Here is a 15,725-nt window from a genome sequence, read left to right on the forward strand (position 1 = left end):
GCGCGATGACGAGTTTGGAGGTGGGCCTCGCTGGGGCCTTTGCCGACGGCACGCCTGGAAGCTTCTGCCGTGACGACGTGTTGTTCCACGTGGTGAATGCAGTGGCGGACGGGCTCGGCCTGGACGACTACGAGGTGCACGAGCCGATGCGGGCGGAGTGGCCGCTCTCCTACCCTTTGGAGCAGGAGAGCGGTGAGCTGGTGATGATGGCGCGCTCCGACGACGTCGGCGGACCGCTGCCGGAGGCGGACGCGACGCGGATCCTCGCGAGGGTGGCGGAGCTCGGCCCGAGCGCGGAGCTCTCGGGCCCCGTGTCGCTGCTCTTGCCCATGTCTCGCGCGGTCATCGTTCCGGCACCGGCCCTCGCCGGGCACTTCGATTTTTCGCCCGACCATCCGCTTCAGGGCGCGGCCTATTTCAGCGTGATCGACGTGCTGGAGCTCTTGGAAAAGCTCGTTGCCGCGGACCCCGCGGGGGCGGGGCGCGTGCTTCCGTTCCTGGAGCTGTGTCGAGAGGAGCGCGTGGCCCTGAGCTTTCGTCAGTAGCCGAAGCGCACGGCGGCGACGAGCACGCCCACGAGCACCGCGAAGATCCCCAGGCTCAAGAGCGCGCTGGACACGAAGTAGGGGTACACCAGCATCAGCGCGCCGGCGGCCAGGTGGGGGACCCGGGCCATGCGTTTCCCGTACACCACGAGCACGCACCCCACGCACCCGATGAACAGGGCGGACAGCATCAATCTGCGTAGCACTAGCGGAGTGTCACGTCGATGCGGCTCACTTCACCATTGCGAACTGCACGGGCATGCCGCGCCGGCACCGACTTGCCGTTCACCTTGAAGCTCCGCCCGTTGCGGTAGCTCAGCGTGAAGCCCTTGGGCTTGGCGCCCGTACGACCGAAGGTGTTCTTGCGCTTCTCGTTCTCGTAGACGACCAGCGTGCGGCCCAAGAATTTGAAAGCGAAGCTGTTCTCCGGAATGGTGAGCTCCGTCCAGCCGTCTCTGGGATCGAAGTACTCGCGTCGGGTTTCTTCCGTGGTGAAGAGCCAACCTGGTAGGCGCGGCTCCAGGGCCAGCTCCAGCTTGCCTTGGCGATCCAGCGTGAACGGGGCTTCTCCGGCCACCGCCAGCACCCACATGTGCAGGTACTCGCAGGTGATGCCGGACAGGCGCGGTTGGAAGGCGCGGCCGTGGAGCCGCGGATCCGCGTAGGCACTGGATACGATGAACGACGCGCCTTCCAGCGTGCTGCGGCCGTACACCGCGGGATCCATGAACGGGATCAGCGCCCGCTCGGCGTCCTTCCAGAACTCGTCGCACAAGCCGGCGCGCAGCACCTCCAAGAGGTACTTGTATTCCATGTGCAGGTAGATCGATTCGTTCTCGATCCAGCCGCGGGGGTAGGCTCCCACCGCACGGCCGAGCTCCGGGGATTCCCCGCGCATGTTCTCGCAGCTCTTGTACATCTTCAGCTTGCGATCGTAGAGCGGCGAGCGAATCACGGCGTCGTACACGCTCTTGGCCTCGTCTCTGCGGTGCTTCATCCAGTGCACCGCTCCTTCCAGGAACAGCTTGACGGGGCGCTGCTGGAAGTAGTGCGGTACCACCGTGGGGTGCCCCAGGTGGTTCTTGTCGCCGGTGGGCTCGTAGTCCGTCACGTCGTTCACGAAATAGGTGTATGGAACGCCGTTCTTGGCCACCACCTTCGCCTTGTTCTTGCCGGTAAAGATGCGGTCCAGCATGTCCCGGGCGGTGCTCAGAAAGGTGCACAGCTCGCGTATGGGAACGCGCACCTCGTTGCCGCTCACGCCCAGGCGCGTCCGCTCGCGATATGCCTCCTTGATGCGGTTCGCTTCGTCGTAGTAGCCGAGGCTCGCGTGCTTGGAGCGCGCGCCGAGGCGGGTCTTCAGCACCGGCTCCAGATCCCGCATGAAGTCCACCAGCTCTTCGAACAGCGGCAGCGCGCGGGTGCGGGCGTTCTTGACCTTGCCGAGCCATCCGAGCAAGAGGTGCACGGTGCGCGCGAGCTCCAGAGTCTCGCTCAACCCGGAGCCGAACAGCCCCGGAAGGCCGTTCATGGAGTCGTTCCAGCCGGGCTTGCCGGCTTCCATCTCGATGCCGGTGCCCTCAGGGTCCAGCGTGGCCAGGCGATTGACCACGATGGTGAGCAGCTTGCCGAGCAGCGAGGTCCGGTAGATCTCTCCCTGCCCGTAGCCGGCGCGCACGGCGTAGCGGTGCTCCGCGCGGGCCGCGATGATGGCCGCCTTCTCCGCGTCGCGCTTCACGGCTCCGTAGCTCCGGATCTTGCCGCCCACGTTCACCGCGCGCTGGCTGCGCGGCACGATCACGTCCGGATCATCGAAGAACCCGTAGCGTGAGGCGCCGCACAGGAGGTCGTCGAGGCGGTCTGGATAGACCATCAGCAGCACCTCGAGCAGATCCACGTTGTAGTGCCAGTGGTCCACCCAGAAACCCTCGTGCAACCCGCCCACCTCGTTCTCTTCGGAGAACGCCAGCACTTCGTCGAGCGTCGCGGTGCGCCGCTCCGGCTCGAGACCCGTCAAGTCCTCGAGGCGCATCACCAGCTCTCCCGGCGAATAGCCCTCCTGCATCCAGGAAAGCAGCTCGCTCCGCGCTCGCGCGTCATCCACGCGTTTGTCCGCCCATGCCTCTGCCGCCGCGTGGTCCGTGATGCGATAGGACAGGCCCAAGACCTCCAGCGGGTTGTAGCCGTCGAGCTGAATCAACCCCAAGAAGGTGCGCAGGTTCACGTCCTCCGTTTCCGGAAAGAACCACGCGTCGGTGCGTCGGTTCTGGAGCACGCTGCGGTAGTGTCCCGTCCCCTGCGACAGGTAAGTCGGTTCCAACACGAAGAAGTGGTAGTCGCGTTCGAGGTCACCGTTCTGGCGGGAGTAGACGTACACGGAGCTCTTGCCGCTCTGACACTCGAACGTCTCCGGCATTCCGCCGCGGATGACGTTGTCCAAGAAGTCCTGCCGGGAGTACGCATCCAGCTCCGGCGAGGACGAGACGGTAAACGCGTGGTCCGCTATCTCCTCGATGATCCGCCGGTTCTCCTCCCGCTTCTTGTCCAAGAAGCTCGGGTGGCGAGCCTTGGCGATCAGCGCATCCAGGTCCATGTCCCGAGCCGCGTAGCCGAAGACGCTGGCCAGCGTGATTTCTCCGCCCGGTTCCAGCGTGCGGGTCTCGGCGTGCATCGCCGCTGGCGTCTTGTTCTCCCAGTACTGCGGCTGTGAGAGCACGCCGCGCGCGCCCCCTTGGGCGAAGCGGGCGGGGTGCTCCACGTTGAAGGGCTCACCGAACAGCACCTCGGGGTCCACGATCAGGCCCTTGGAATCGTCGTGCCCCACGCGCAGGTAGAAGTGTCCGGCCTCGAGCAGACCCACCTGCTCGCTGTCGTCGGCGGTTTGCTTGAGGCGGTAGATGGCGGCGCCGCCGCGCTCGACGACGCCCATCATTCCTTCGATGTGCCGCGGGATGCCCTTGATGCGCGCGCGGTCCAGACCGAACGGCAAGATGCGCACGAGGCCGTCCACGTAGTCCAGACGAACGGACTTCTTCTTGGTGTTCTTGATGCGAAGCACGCGCACCAGACCGGCGACGCGCAGGTTCGGCAAGCCGAAGTAGCTCACCTCCACGTCCAGCCCGGTGGTCGGGTCGTGCTCGAACAGGGTGAGCTCTCCGGGCGCGATGTCCATCGTCTGCTGTACGCGGGCGGAGGCGTCGCGCGAGAACGGCTCGTGTACGCTCTTGTCGCCGACGCGAAGGAAGGTACGAAACCCTTCGCGGTCGATGCGCATGCACGCTTGGTTGAAGGACTGGAATTCCAGGATCTGCCCGTCTTTGTCGCGCACGCCGAAGGACGCGATGGCCTGCCCCCGATTCACGTAGAAGCACCACGTGGGGATGCCCCACTTGCCGGCGATGCCTGGGAGGAAGCTCGAGAACGGCTCCGCGTGGTTGTAGCCTTCCACGCGGAAGTGGCTCGTGTTCGGATCGAGGTGGAGCTTCGGTGCGGCCATCCCCCTGGTTCTAACGTGCCTATCCAGCAAATGGGTAGGTCGTTCGACGAGGAAACCTCGGTGGCTCTATCATCGCCGGATGTCGGAGTTCGAAGACTTCGTGCCCCAGGTGGACGACCTCTTGCCGCTGTTGGCATCCTTCGATCTCGAGCGTCCGAGTCGAGAAGAGCGCGTCATCGCGCTTCTGGTGGTGGGCAAGGGCGTCGCCCGCAAGTCCTGGGTCGATGACGTGGAGGTGAGTGAGCGGCTGTTTCGCCGCTTGATGAAGAACCAGATGCCCGATGGCGATCTCGCGGCGACGGAAACAAAGACCTTTGCGCTCTTGCACGAGTCCTCCCGCTCCGCCTCGGTCGGGCGTTGCAGCGAGTGTTGGTACGATCGCGGCCGCGTGCTGTGCCCGGTGTGTGGTGGCAGCGGCCTGATCCCAGTCGGAGACGGTACGATTTCGTGCAACTGCGACCGCGGCAAGCTCACCTGCGGCCACTGTGACGGCACCGGCAAGGCGCTGAAGGTGAAGGTCGTGTACTACGAGGACGCGGTCCAGACGTTCGGTCACGTGTTCGCGCCCGAGCTGGAGGCCCAGTTCCGCGAGCGCGTGCAGAAGTTCCTTCGCGCCCGCGCGTTCTTGCCGGAAGTGTTGCAGTTCTCTCTCGACGAAGAACTGGACCCTGGGGACGCCTATCGCGGTCGCGTCACCGCCGGCTACCATCGCGGGCACCGCGTGGGGCGCGGCGTCGAGCTCGCGAAGCAGTACCTCGGTCGCCTCGAGCGCTTGCCGTCGGTTGCTGCGATCTCGCACCGCGCTTGGACCTGGCCCATGCTCAGCATGCGCTGGACTTCGGGCTACGTCGCCGTCGCCGTGTGCGACGAGGACGGCAAGCCACAGCTTTTGTGACGCGAGGGCATGTGGGTGTCGGTCCGCCGCGGACACACCCCGGTGAGCCGGTGCGATTTTGCTAAGCTCGGGGTATGGCGAGGCGAATCGTCGCGGCGCTCGCGCTGGTCGTCGCGATCACGGCGTGCAGCAACTCCGGCTCGGACGACGCGGGCGGGAGTCATAGCGTCACGGCCAAGAGCTGCAACGGCGAGGCGACCCACACGGGAGACGCGACCTACTACGACTTCGCTGACGGCTCCGGGAACTGCGGCTTCGATCCTACCCCCAACGACCTGATGGTCGGCGCCATGAACCAGACCGACTACGCGGGCTCGAACGCCTGCGGTTCCTGCGCGCATCTGGTCGGCCCCGAGGGCGAGATCACGATTCGCATCGTGGATCGCTGTCCCGAGTGCAAGCCCGGTGACATCGACTTGAGCCCCGACGCCTTCGCCAAGATCGCGGCGATCGAAAAGGGTCGCGTGGACATCTCCTGGCGCTACGTTCCGTGCAGCGTCTCCGGGCCGATTCGCTATCGCTTCAAGGAAGGCAGCAACCAGTGGTGGACCGCGCTCCAGATCCGGAACCACCGCGCCGCCATCGCAAGCCTCGAGGTGGACAAGGGCAACGGCTTCCAACAGGTGCCGCGAGAGACTTACAATTACTTCGTGGACGCCTCCGGCATGGGCCCCGGCCCCTACACCTTCCGCGTCACCGACGTGTACGGACACCAGCTGGTGGACACGCAGATCCCCCACAAAGAAGCGCAAGAAGTCCCGGGCGCCGCTCAGTTTCCTGCGTGTGACTAACCGGCCAGACGTCGCAGTACGTCGTGCGCCCGCACCAGGCCGAGCACTCGTCCGTCGTCGCCGCGCACCACGACGTTCGTGGCTCCTTCTTCGCAGAACAGGCTTACCAACGCCGAGAGCGGTGCGTCGCCGCGCACGGTGAAGATCCCGGAGCGCGCCACGTGGCGCGCGGACAGGGCGGTCATGCGCTCGCCGAAGCGCTGGGCGGTGCGGAGCACGTCGCAGGCCGAGCACAGCGCGAAAGGTTGTGCATCCCTGTCCACGAGGATGGCGAGGTCGGCGCCTCGGTCCGCGAGCACGTTCGCCAGCTCGGCCAAGGGCACGTCGCCCGACACGACGGGCACGTCCGGGTCCGCCAGTACGGCGGCCACGGTGTCCCCTTGGACGACCGGCGCCCGACGAGGGACCACCGCTGGTTCAGGCCGAAATCCCCGCGGCCGTCCCAGCGCAAGCAGCGACGACAGCGCGCGATCCTCGGCCTGACCCAGGATCAGCTCGGTGTCGCAGGTGGGGCAGTGAAACGCCACCTCGACGTCGTCCACGCCGCGGGCATCGATGCCGACGTGGGCGATGCGGATCCGGGGGTGGCGCGCTTCCACCACGCGCTCGGCGCTTTGCCCCCATGTTGCGGAGCTCGTCATTTGCGCCATGAGGCTCTCCTTCTCGGGGAGAACCCGCCGACCGAGCGCGGCATTCCGCCCGCGACCGCGGGAGTCGGGTGCGACCCCGCGCGTCGCACCCACCATCTTGATATTCGGCAACTATTGCGCCTTCCAGCGACGCTGCACCTGGCCCAATGTGTGCAGAGGTATCGCCTCGTGCGACAACCTCGGTCCTCCCCCCACTCCCTGGTCCTGCTCGCCGCCGCCTGTCTGCTCGCAGCCTGTACCGGCACCATCAGTGACCCTGGTGGCAGCGACAACGGCGGCAGCGGTGTTCCGGGCGGCTCCGTCGGTCAGAGCTCTCAGGCGGTTGGCGTCTCGTCCCCCATCCGTCGTCTGACGCGGGTCGAGTACGACAACACCGTGAGGGATCTGCTCGGCGACGACACTCATCCGGCGCAAGCATTTCCCGCCGACGAGAAGGCGCTGGGCATCGCCATGGGCGGGACCGTCTCGGCGCTGCTCGCGGAGCGCTACCAAGAGGCGGCGGAGGGCGTCGCTGGTCGCGCCGTGAAGGACCTGAGCACGCTCTTGCCGTGCGATCCCGCGACCCTCGGCGAGGACGCGTGCGCAAAGAAGTTCATCGACGGGTTCGCCAGTCGGGCCTACCGGCGCCCCCTGGACAGTGACGAGAGCGCGCGCCTGGTCGCGGTGTACGATAACATCAAGAAGGACTTCGACTTCAAGACGGCCATCGAAGTCGTCATACGCGCGGTCCTGCAGTCTCCGAACTTCCTCTACGTCGTGGAGTTCGGCGACGGTGACGCCACCAGCACCAAGGTTCCGCTCACCACCTGGGAGTTGGCGTCGCGCCTGAGCTATTTCTTGTGGGGCTCGATGCCGGACGAGACGCTCTTCACTGCGGCAGAGACGGGTGAGCTGTCGGACCCGGGGGCGCTGGAAGCTCAGGCGCGGCGCATGCTGAAGGATCCGCGAGCAGCCGACGCCGTTCGCGAGTTCCACGAGCAGTGGCTGGAGCTGGAGAGCTTGGACACCGTCAGCAAGGACTCGTCCTACTATCCGAGCTTCGACGATTCCCTCCGCCAGTCGATGAAGACCGAGGCGGAGACGTTCTTCGAGCGGGTGGTGTTGGACGATGGCCACCTCGACACGCTGCTCACGGCGCCCTTCAGCTACGTGAACCAGCAAATGGCGGACTTTTATGGGGTGTCGGCGCCCGCCAAGGCCTGGTCCAAGGTCACCCTCGACTCCACCCACCGGGCGGGCCTCCTGACCCTGCCAGCGCTACTGGCGACGCACGCGAAGCCGAACCAGAGCTCGCCGGTGTATCGCGGCAAGTTCGTGCGCGAGGCGCTCCTGTGCCAGCCCCTGCCACCGCCCCCTCCCAACGTTGCCATCGTGCCACCGGACCCCGACCCCAACGCGACGACCAAACAACAATTCGAACAACACTCCAAGGATCCGTCCTGCGCATCGTGCCACCAGTTGATGGATCCCATCGGCTTCGGCTTCGAGCACTACGACGGTATCGGTCGCTACCGCGAGAAGGACGGCAAGTTCATCGTAGATGCGAAGGGCGAGTTGTTCCAGACCCAGGACGTGGACGGGCCCTTCGACGGTGCCGTGGAGCTGGCGGAGCGCCTGTCCCAGAGCGAACAGGTTCGCGACTGCGTGGCCCGTCACTGGCTGCGCTTCGCGCTGAAGCGGGGTGAGTCCGGCGACGAGAGCTCGCTTTCTCTCGCCGAGAAGAAGTTCAAGGCTTCCGACTACGACATCCGGGAGCTGTTGGTCTCCATCGTGCTGACGCACGGTTTCCGCTACCGAAGGAGCGCGCCATGAGGCACAGCCGACGTAACTTCCTGCGCGGTGCTGCGGCTGGGGCCGCGGTTCTCACGCTGCCGTTCCTGCGGTCGATGAAAGCGCGAGGCGCCACCGGCGAATTCCCCAAGCGGTTGATCGTGATGTTCTCCGCCAACGGCACCATTCACGAGAACTGGGCGCCGACAGGCACCGAGACGGACTTTCAGCTCAGCACGATCCTTTCCCCGCTGGCCGACTTCAAGGACAAGCTCCTGATCCTGGACGGTGTGGACATGGCCAGCACCGCCAGCGGACCGGGCGATGGCCATCAAAAGGGCATGGGCCACATGCTCACCGCCACCGACCTCATGCCGGGCCCCTTCGAGGGCGGCGGCAACAGCGGCACGGCAGGCTGGGCGGGGGGCATCAGCATCGACCAGAAGATCGCCCAACATCTGGGGGTGGAGTCCCTGGACCTCGGGGTGCAGGTGAACGGCAAGAACGTATGGACGCGCATGAGCTACGACGGCGCCGACAAGCCGCGGGACCCGCGTGTCGACCCTTACGGTGTGTATGACGACATCTTCGGCAACCTGACGGCGGACCCTGCGGAGCTCGCCAAGCAGCGGGCCCTCCGCAAGAGCGCGATCGACTTCGTGAAGGACGACATCGCCAAGCTCGAGGCGCGCATGCCCGCCGCCGACAAACCGAAGCTCGAGGCCCACCTGGACGCAGTTCGCAGCGTGGAGAAGAAGCTCGACCCGAAGGGCCAGCTCGGCGGCTACTGCGCTCCGGTCACGCTGGGCGACAAGATCGATCCCACTGCGGCCAAGAACTACCCCATGGTGGGCGAGCTGATGATGGACTTGCTGGTGATGGCGATGGCCTGCGACACCACGCGGGTGGCCGGCCTGCAGTGGTCCAAGAGCGTGAGCGGCGTGCTCATGGATTGGCTGGGGGTCGACGTGGGCCACCATGAGCTGTCTCACAAGGGCGACAGCGACAGCGACGCCATCAGCAAGATCACCAAGATCAACACCTGGTACGCCAAGCAGCTCGCCTACCTGCTCGGCAAGCTCGACGCCATCCCCGAAGGCGAGGGGACGCTGCTCGACAACACCGTGGTGCTGTGGTGCAACGAGCTCGGCCGCGGCAACTCCCACACCCGCAAGAAGATCCCCTGGGTCCTGGCAGGCAGCGCGGGCGGCCACTTCAAGACCGGCCGCTACCTGCAGTTCGAGGACGGAACGCCGCACAACAAGCTGCACGTCTCGCTCCAGAACGCTTTCGGCATCGACAGCGACAGCTTCGGGAACACCCAGTTCGGCACGGGCCCGCTCCCCGGTCTCGTCTGACGGCGCGGGTCCATGGTAGAAGCGGCGGGCTTGTCGCTTCGATTTTCAGGGCTCGTCGCCTTCGCGCTCGCTCTCGTCTCCGGCCCCGTGAGAGCCGAAGAAGGGCACCACCACCCCGTGGTGTGGGTCGGGCTCCATCTCGAGCAGGACCTCGCGTTCGCCTCCGGCACGGACGTGTGCACCAAGGACAGTCAGCTGAACGAGGGCTTCGCCTGCTTCAGATCTTCGGGGTCGCAGTATCACGGCACCCCTAGAGTCGGCGTGCGGGACAACGTGGACTCGGGCTTGCTGGTTGCCACCACACGCATGCTCCTCTCCGGGGACTACGCCCTCTCGGATTCGGTCACGCTGGGGGCACGGGCCGGCTACGTCCTGCGCGGCGGAGGACCCACGCCGGATGGCGGCAAGCCCTTCATTCCCTACCATCTGGAGGGCAGGGCATCGCTCTGGCTCCTGGGGCAGTCCTACGGGGACGCGGGCATCCAGCCGTTCCTGTTCGCCGGCGGTGGCTTGGCTCAGGTGGATGGCTCCCTCGAAGTGGTGGTGGCGGAAGATGCGAACGCGCCCCCGCCGCCGAACCAACCGGACAATCCTCCGACCCAAACCCTGGACGTGTACAAGAAGGCGGGCTCTGGTTTCGCCAAGGTGGGCGTGGGCGCCTACACCGCCATCGGAGAGCATCACGGCGCGGTGCTGGAGCTGGGAGCCATGCAGCTGTTTCCCTCCTCCGGAACCGCCATCGCGCTCTCCTTGGGATACGTGCTCGGCGTCTGACGGCTACTGAGTATCGGGGCGCGGGACCTCGGCCGCGGCGGCACAAGCGTCGGCGTCCACGGCGTTTCTGAGCCAGCTCACGATGCAGCGGTCGCCGTCCGAGCCGGCCGGCAGGCGCGTGCCGCCCTTGTGGTGCTCCGCTCCGCGGCCCTTGCGGATCAGAGACAAGCGCTCCGGCTCGCGACCGCCGGACAGCACCACCTGGGCCATCTTCTCCGGCTCCAACATCACCACCGCTTGATACGTGGCTTCGTACTCTTCCGCGGTCGTGGCACCGGTGCCGCTCACTTCGTTGATGCGGAGCCCGTTGTACCCGTAGATGCGTAGATTGCGGCTCGAGTCCCCGTGGCAGTCGAGCGAGCCGCAGTGCGCATGCAGCACGTCGGCCACCTGTGGAAACGAGTCCCGCGGCGGGGCCGCGATGGGGTAGGTCTCGTCTGCGGGTGGGCCGGAGCAGGCCACCGGTACCACGGCCAGAGCCAGCAGCGCGACGAAGGCGACGCGCGTCATGGGCAGCCGCTCCCGGGGAGGTCCAGGCCCATGGGGGCGAAATAGATGTGACCGGTGGATTCCGCTCCGGCCGGGTCCGAGTGGCACGCCGCACAGGAGCCGTCGCGGTAGATCGGTGTGCTCATGTCCAGCGGCACGCCGCCGAATTCCACCGTGGTCCACACCGGAAACGTCGGGTCGTAGTCCGTGTCTTGCACGTAGAAGTTCCCTGCGCAGTTGGTTCCGGTGAAGGTCTTCTTCCCCTTCGCGTCCACGAAGCGAACGATGGCGTTGGCCATCGGCTCTTTGGTTTCCGCGTAGCGGTACACCGTCCCTGCCAAGCTGAACACCATGTTTCCCGGGCCGTTTCCGTCGTGACACAGCACGCACGGCTGCCCCGGGCGGTGCAGCGGGCCCGCTGGCACGCCGCCTTGCTCGGGGCCGAGCGCGTCGATAGCGTCGTCCCGTGCTGGATCTCCGCAGCCGGCGAGCATGGCGAGCGCGAGCAGCAAGAAGCGACGAGGCGGCATCAGAACGTCGCCTCCAGCTGCAGGGCGCTGAACAAGGACAGCCGTTGGTCGATGAACAGCGCCTGGTGGTACTGCGTGATGGTGGCGTCCGTGATGAGAATGAGCGCCAGGTTGGACGGATCCGCGCCGCCGCCGATGTTCCAGTGGCCACCGGCGCCGAAGGAGCCCGCGGAGAGCGGGCCGAGCTCTCGGTCCCCCGTTCTCAGCGCAGGGACTCTCAGGGTGCCATCGGCATCCATGCTGCCCTCGTATGCGAGCTTCCAGAACGAGACGCCGTTCTGGAAGTGTGCGCGAAACTCAGGCCAGATCCACAAGCGGCGGGAGAGATCGAACACCAGCTTGAGGTCCGTGGTGCTGGCGCGCATTCCCCAGCTGTCACCGTACAAGCGCTCGAAGAGGATGAAGGTCGTGTCCGCCAGGCGTTGCGCCAGCCGTCCGGAGACGGCGTAGCGCTGGCGGTCCGTGGGCAAGCGCTCCGCGACTCTGCCGGGCAGCCGGAGCGCATTGACGGTCGCGATGGATGCGCCAACCGGCACGCGATCCACCACGTCTGGAGCGAACAGCGGCACGTAGCGGTAGGGCTTCTCCTGGTTGCCGACCTCGAAGATGGCGTCCACATCCCCCGTGATCACGGTCTCGCGGTCCAACAGCAGCAGCACTTCGCCGGTGACGGTGTGCCGGTCGAGCTCCAGGGAGTAGACGGAAAACGGCGTGTCGCTGCGTCCGGCGGTGTCGTGGGAGTAGCTGTAGCCGAGCTTCGGCGTGACCGTTTTGCCCGCCAGATCTGCAGTGATCGCGCCGCCGCCGGAGAGCGAGAGGTAGTCCGGCTCGCGGGAGACTCCCCCGGACACGGAAGCTCCCCAGGTGCTGGGCTTGTACTGCGCGTGGAGCGTGCCGGCGTGGCGAACCTCGTGCCACTTGCCGCTGGCGGTGGAGACGATGTCGACGCTGGCCGCCGACACGATGTCGACGAGGTAGCTGCCGCCGGCGGACCAACCATCGAGGGGAGAGCGAATCGTCGCCGCCACGGACGGCGAGACCACGCTCACGGAGTCCGTGTCTGCGTAGGTCGCGACCTCGCCCTTGACGTCCGTCGAAACGTTCGACTGCTGGGCGGAGCCGGGCGTGGCGACGGCCAGCAGCGCCGAGAGCACGACGAAGAAAGGGAGCCGTTGCATCGAAGCGCGTCAGTTACACCCGCAACCGGATGCCACGCCGATCTGTCCGCCCGTTGCACCCTCTTGCACGGCCCGCACGTGATCCAGTCCGGCACTGGTGCCGTCTTCCGGGTTCATCGTCGGATGAGCCAGACGACCGCGCTCATAGGCGGCCACGTGGGAGCAGGCGGAGCTGCCCAGCGCGAGCAGCGTTATGGCGACGAGGCGTTGGACGTTGACCGGCACGGTGATCCGGCGCAGTCTACACCGCCAACGGGGATTTGCTTTCGTGCGAGTTGCAGGGTTTTTCACGGCGCTCATCTTGATGGGCTGCGGGTCCGTTTCAGACGGTGATCCCGCGTTCTGGGCTCCGAGTCAGGACCTCGGCGGCCCCTCCCTCGGCCAAGGCGGCGAACCCGGCACCGGAGGAGTGGCAGGGGACCCCGGTCTCGGCGGGGCGCCCGGTGGTGGCGGCAGCAGCGCGGCCGGCGGTGCTCCCTCCGGAGGCGGTGCGCCTTCCGGCGGCGGCGCTCCGAGCGGTGGTGGTGCTCCTGGGGGTGGCGGCGCTCCGGGGGGTGGCGGCTCCACCAGCACGACCGGCTGCCAACTCCACTTCGACGTCACCACGGTGACCTACCACGGCAAGTACTCGCCGAAGAACATCGGCGCGATCTGGATCCAGACGCCCCAGGGCAAGTTCATCAAGTCCCTCAACGTGTGGGGCAAGACCCGGCGGCTCCACCTCGTCAAGTGGAACGGCCTTTCGGGCGGCAACACCGTGGACGCGATCACCGCGGCGACGGCGACCAGCCACGGACCGCACGGCGCGGACTGGGACTGCACCGACGTGAACCACCAGCTGGTCCCCGATGGTACGTATCAAGTCGGTCTCGAGATCACCGAAGAGGACTCCGCGTTCCTGATCTGGCCCGCAGGTCCCACGATCACCGTCGACTTCGTGAAGGGCTCGGGCCCCGTTTCGCTGTCGCCGCCCAACGCGCCGAACTTCGTCGGCATGTCGTTGACGGTCAACTGACTCAGGCGCCGAACTCGCGCAGGTTCTGCTCCAGCGTGTCGCGGATGTACTGAATCGAACGGCCCCGGAGTGCGCGCTTGCTGGCGGCAAAGGCCGCGCCCCCGAGGGCGGAGAGCCGTCGCGCCTGCTCCAGCGCCGCGGGTACCACCACCTCCGGTGCCACCACCTCGTCCAAGTAGCCCGCCGATACGGCGTCCATCGGGGAATACTGCTGCGCCGTGAGGGTGGCCTCCGTGAGCTTGGCGGGTGCCAGTCGGTCTCGCGCCATCTCGAGCGCCAGGATGGGCAATGGCATGCCAATCGCCACTTCGTTCAGGCCGATCTTGAAGTCTCCCATCGCACCGATGCGCAGGTCACCGGTGAGCACGAGCAGCGCTCCTCCCGCCAGGGCGTGCCCCGTGCACGCGATGACCAGCGGGTTTGCGTGTGCGTACGCCGCGAGCAGCACGTCCGCGCCGCGAGTGACGAGCTCCCGAGCCTGTGCCGGTCCCGCCATCATGTGCTTGAGATCGAACCCCGCGCAGAACCGTCCCGCGCGGCCGATGAGCACCGTGCTCTTCGCCTCGGCGGCGCTCCGTGCGAGCCCCTCGGTGAGCGCGTCCAGCATGGTGAAGCTCAAGGCGTTCGCCTTGCCGTCGTCCATGCGAAGCACCGCCACGTCGTCCTGAAGCTCGAAGCTGACCGGGCTGTCACTCATGCGCTGGAGCTACCAGATCGGCGCCGTCGCGAACAGCCTGCCGGGCGTCGTCGTACAGCCGCCGCGTCGCTGGAGGGACCCCGCCGCCGGCCACCACGGGCTCGAGCAAGCGCACGGCTTCGGCAGGGTGGCCTCCTTTCAGTCGAGCCAGTGCCAAGTCATGGGTGAGCTCCATCTTGATGTCGGGGCGGCGCGAAACCTCGAGGGCCGCCTCGAAGGCGTCCGCCGCGCGGTCCCACTCGGAAAGCTCCAATCGCGACACACCCAGGTTCTGGAGCGCCGCATTTAGATCGACGTAGGCGAGCACGCCCGGCCGCGGCGTGATGGCGGCCTCGTACTCCCGCGCCGCGGAGGAGAAGTCGCGGGCCTCACGGGCGCTCTCGCCCAGGTAGAAGTGAGCCTCACGGCAGGCCGGCTCTGCCTCCACTTCCGGTCGCCACAGGGCCACGTCGTTCTGGTAGCGCCGGCCATCGCGCCAGGACATGGCCGCGAGCGCGACCACGACCACCAGCACGACCTTGGCGTGGCGTGCGAGGGCTCGCGCAACGAGCATGCAAGCGAAGGCGCAAGCGACGTACAAGTAGTGTGGCGACCACCAGCGCAAGGTCGGAACCAGTTGTAGTGACGGCAACAGCGCGAGGGTCATCAGCAACGCCACGAGCCCCTTCTGCGCGACGAGCCACACCAAGCCCACGGCGATCAGCAGGCCGAAGAGCGCCATCGGTGCCCAAACGCTGGTCACGGGAAACGCGTCGCAGATGTCGTTGCTCACGGGCGCGACGAACGCCAGCGCGCTTTTCGGCAGGGTGGCGAGGCGCGTGCCCACGGCTTCGGACGGCGTGAGCTGAGGAAAAGTCGCCAACCACGTAGGCGCATACAGGAGTCGCAGCACCCCCGCGGCGCTCAGCGCCGCCGCTTCGGCTCCGAGCAAGGCCTTGTCGAGCCTCTTGTAGCGGAGCTCCAGCGCGATGACGAAGAGGGGAGCGAGCGCGAACGCCGTCTCCTTGGTCAGCGCTCCCAAAAGTACGGCGGCGGCGGCCCAGACCGGACGCCCGCGGCGGTGGGCGACGACGAGGCCGAGCAAGGCGACGGTGATCATCGCTTCCGAACGGAAGGCGATGGCGCTGGCCACGAGGGAGCCGAGGGGATGCACCGCAAACAGGAGTGCTGCCACGGTGGCGCTCCCGCGCGAGAGCCCGAGGGCGCGCGCGGCGGCCAGCGTCGCCACTGCGGCGGCGGCGTGCCACAGCAAATTCTCGGCGTGAAACCAGGCCGTCGATCCGAGCAGCGCGTCGAGCGACAGGGACAGGGCGGTGATGGGGCGATAGAAACCCGTCCGCGCGAACGGTTCGGTGAACAACCGCCACCACTCGGCCGGCGGGCGAACGGCATAGCCGGTACTCAGGTGGGCGTGGTCGAGCCAAACCAAGCCTCCGCGGAGCGCGCTCATGTGCGCCGCCAGCGCAGCCACGGCGACCCACGCCACGCGCACCGGGCGCTTCGCCGTCGCGAGGGGTCCGTTCACGGAGCCGGAAGC

Annotated in this window: 16 protein-coding genes; 7 read left to right on the forward strand and 9 right to left on the reverse strand. The window is 67.0% G+C overall.

Annotated elements, in window-relative coordinates:
• Positions 1–5 precede the first annotated feature (5 nt).
• A complete protein-coding gene (locus tag H6717_04260) occupies positions 6–545 on the forward strand; it encodes a hypothetical protein (protein MCB9576234.1) in 540 nt (179 codons plus the stop codon).
• Here the strand turns inward: H6717_04260 and H6717_04265 are convergent.
• Together H6717_04265 and H6717_04270 are read right to left on the reverse strand one after the other, a co-directional pair.
• Positions 539–751, reverse strand: a complete 213-nt coding sequence (locus tag H6717_04265; protein ID MCB9576235.1) for a hypothetical protein — start codon at positions 749–751, stop codon at positions 539–541. The two genes, H6717_04260 and H6717_04265, sit on opposite strands and share 7 nt — an antisense overlap.
• Entirely contained in the window at positions 751–4,041 is a 3,291-nt protein-coding gene (locus H6717_04270; GenBank protein ID MCB9576236.1) for a hypothetical protein, read from the reverse strand. The genes H6717_04265 and H6717_04270 overlap by 1 nt, the downstream gene beginning before the upstream one ends.
• A gap of 79 nt (positions 4,042–4,120) precedes the next feature.
• On the opposite strand from H6717_04270, the gene H6717_04275 reads away from it, so the two are divergent.
• Together H6717_04275 and H6717_04280 are read left to right on the forward strand one after the other, a co-directional pair.
• The gene (locus H6717_04275; GenBank protein ID MCB9576237.1) at positions 4,121–4,936 is read left to right on the forward strand and encodes a hypothetical protein; all 816 of its coding nucleotides are present in this window, start codon (positions 4,121–4,123) and stop codon (positions 4,934–4,936) included.
• A gap of 74 nt (positions 4,937–5,010) precedes the next feature.
• A complete protein-coding gene (locus tag H6717_04280; GenBank protein MCB9576238.1) occupies positions 5,011–5,727 on the forward strand; it encodes a hypothetical protein in 717 nt (238 codons plus the stop codon).
• Here the strand turns inward: H6717_04280 and H6717_04285 are convergent.
• Positions 5,724–6,377, reverse strand: coding sequence for a CBS domain-containing protein (locus H6717_04285; GenBank protein ID MCB9576239.1), 654 nt, complete (start codon positions 6,375–6,377; stop codon positions 5,724–5,726). The genes H6717_04280 and H6717_04285 overlap by 4 nt on opposite strands.
• A 198-nt stretch (positions 6,378–6,575) precedes the next feature.
• Between H6717_04285 and H6717_04290 the strand changes: the two genes are divergently transcribed.
• From H6717_04290 to H6717_04300, 3 genes are read left to right on the forward strand one after another with little or no spacing between them, the layout of a single operon-like run.
• Complete coding sequence (locus tag H6717_04290; GenBank protein MCB9576240.1) at positions 6,576–8,189, forward strand: DUF1592 domain-containing protein; 1,614 nt, start codon at positions 6,576–6,578, stop codon at positions 8,187–8,189.
• Positions 8,186–9,505, forward strand: coding sequence for a DUF1552 domain-containing protein (locus H6717_04295; GenBank protein MCB9576241.1), 1,320 nt, complete (start codon positions 8,186–8,188; stop codon positions 9,503–9,505). The genes H6717_04290 and H6717_04295 overlap by 4 nt, the downstream gene beginning before the upstream one ends.
• 30 nt (positions 9,506–9,535) lie before the next feature.
• Entirely contained in the window at positions 9,536–10,279 is a 744-nt protein-coding gene (locus tag H6717_04300) for a hypothetical protein (GenBank protein MCB9576242.1), read from the forward strand.
• A 3-nt stretch (positions 10,280–10,282) separates the two neighbouring features.
• On the opposite strand, the gene H6717_04305 is transcribed toward H6717_04300, so the two are convergent.
• The 4 genes from H6717_04305 to H6717_04320 are packed head-to-tail and all read right to left on the reverse strand — an operon-like array spanning position 10,283 to position 12,776.
• Positions 10,283–10,789, reverse strand: a complete 507-nt coding sequence (locus tag H6717_04305) for a hypothetical protein (protein MCB9576243.1) — start codon at positions 10,787–10,789, stop codon at positions 10,283–10,285.
• Positions 10,786–11,298 (reverse strand): hypothetical protein, encoded by a 513-nt coding sequence (locus tag H6717_04310; protein MCB9576244.1) that lies wholly within the window; start codon positions 11,296–11,298, stop codon positions 10,786–10,788. The genes H6717_04305 and H6717_04310 overlap by 4 nt, the downstream gene beginning before the upstream one ends.
• Positions 11,298–12,476: a DUF3570 domain-containing protein gene (locus H6717_04315; protein ID MCB9576245.1), complete on the reverse strand. Its 1,179-nt coding sequence runs from the start codon at positions 12,474–12,476 to the stop codon at positions 11,298–11,300. Before H6717_04315 ends, H6717_04310 begins: the two co-directional genes overlap by 1 nt.
• Positions 12,477–12,485: 9 nt before the next feature.
• Positions 12,486–12,776, reverse strand: coding sequence for a DUF4266 domain-containing protein (locus H6717_04320; protein MCB9576246.1), 291 nt, complete (start codon positions 12,774–12,776; stop codon positions 12,486–12,488).
• A gap of 4 nt (positions 12,777–12,780) precedes the next feature.
• Between H6717_04320 and H6717_04325 the strand changes: the two genes are divergently transcribed.
• A complete protein-coding gene (locus H6717_04325) occupies positions 12,781–13,491 on the forward strand; it encodes a DUF2271 domain-containing protein (protein MCB9576247.1) in 711 nt (236 codons plus the stop codon).
• A 1-nt stretch (position 13,492) separates the two neighbouring features.
• Here H6717_04325 and H6717_04330 read toward each other — a convergent pair whose 3' ends face one another.
• A complete protein-coding gene (locus tag H6717_04330; protein MCB9576248.1) occupies positions 13,493–14,188 on the reverse strand; it encodes a crotonase/enoyl-CoA hydratase family protein in 696 nt (231 codons plus the stop codon).
• Positions 14,181–15,713, reverse strand: a complete 1,533-nt coding sequence (locus tag H6717_04335) for a tetratricopeptide repeat protein (GenBank protein MCB9576249.1) — start codon at positions 15,711–15,713, stop codon at positions 14,181–14,183. The genes H6717_04330 and H6717_04335 overlap by 8 nt, the downstream gene beginning before the upstream one ends.
• Between the last annotated feature and the right edge of the window lie 12 nt (positions 15,714–15,725).

The sequence above is a fragment of the Polyangiaceae bacterium genome, from assembly GCA_020633235.1.
In the GTDB taxonomy this organism is placed as follows: Bacteria; Myxococcota_A; Polyangia; order Polyangiales; family Polyangiaceae; genus JACKEA01.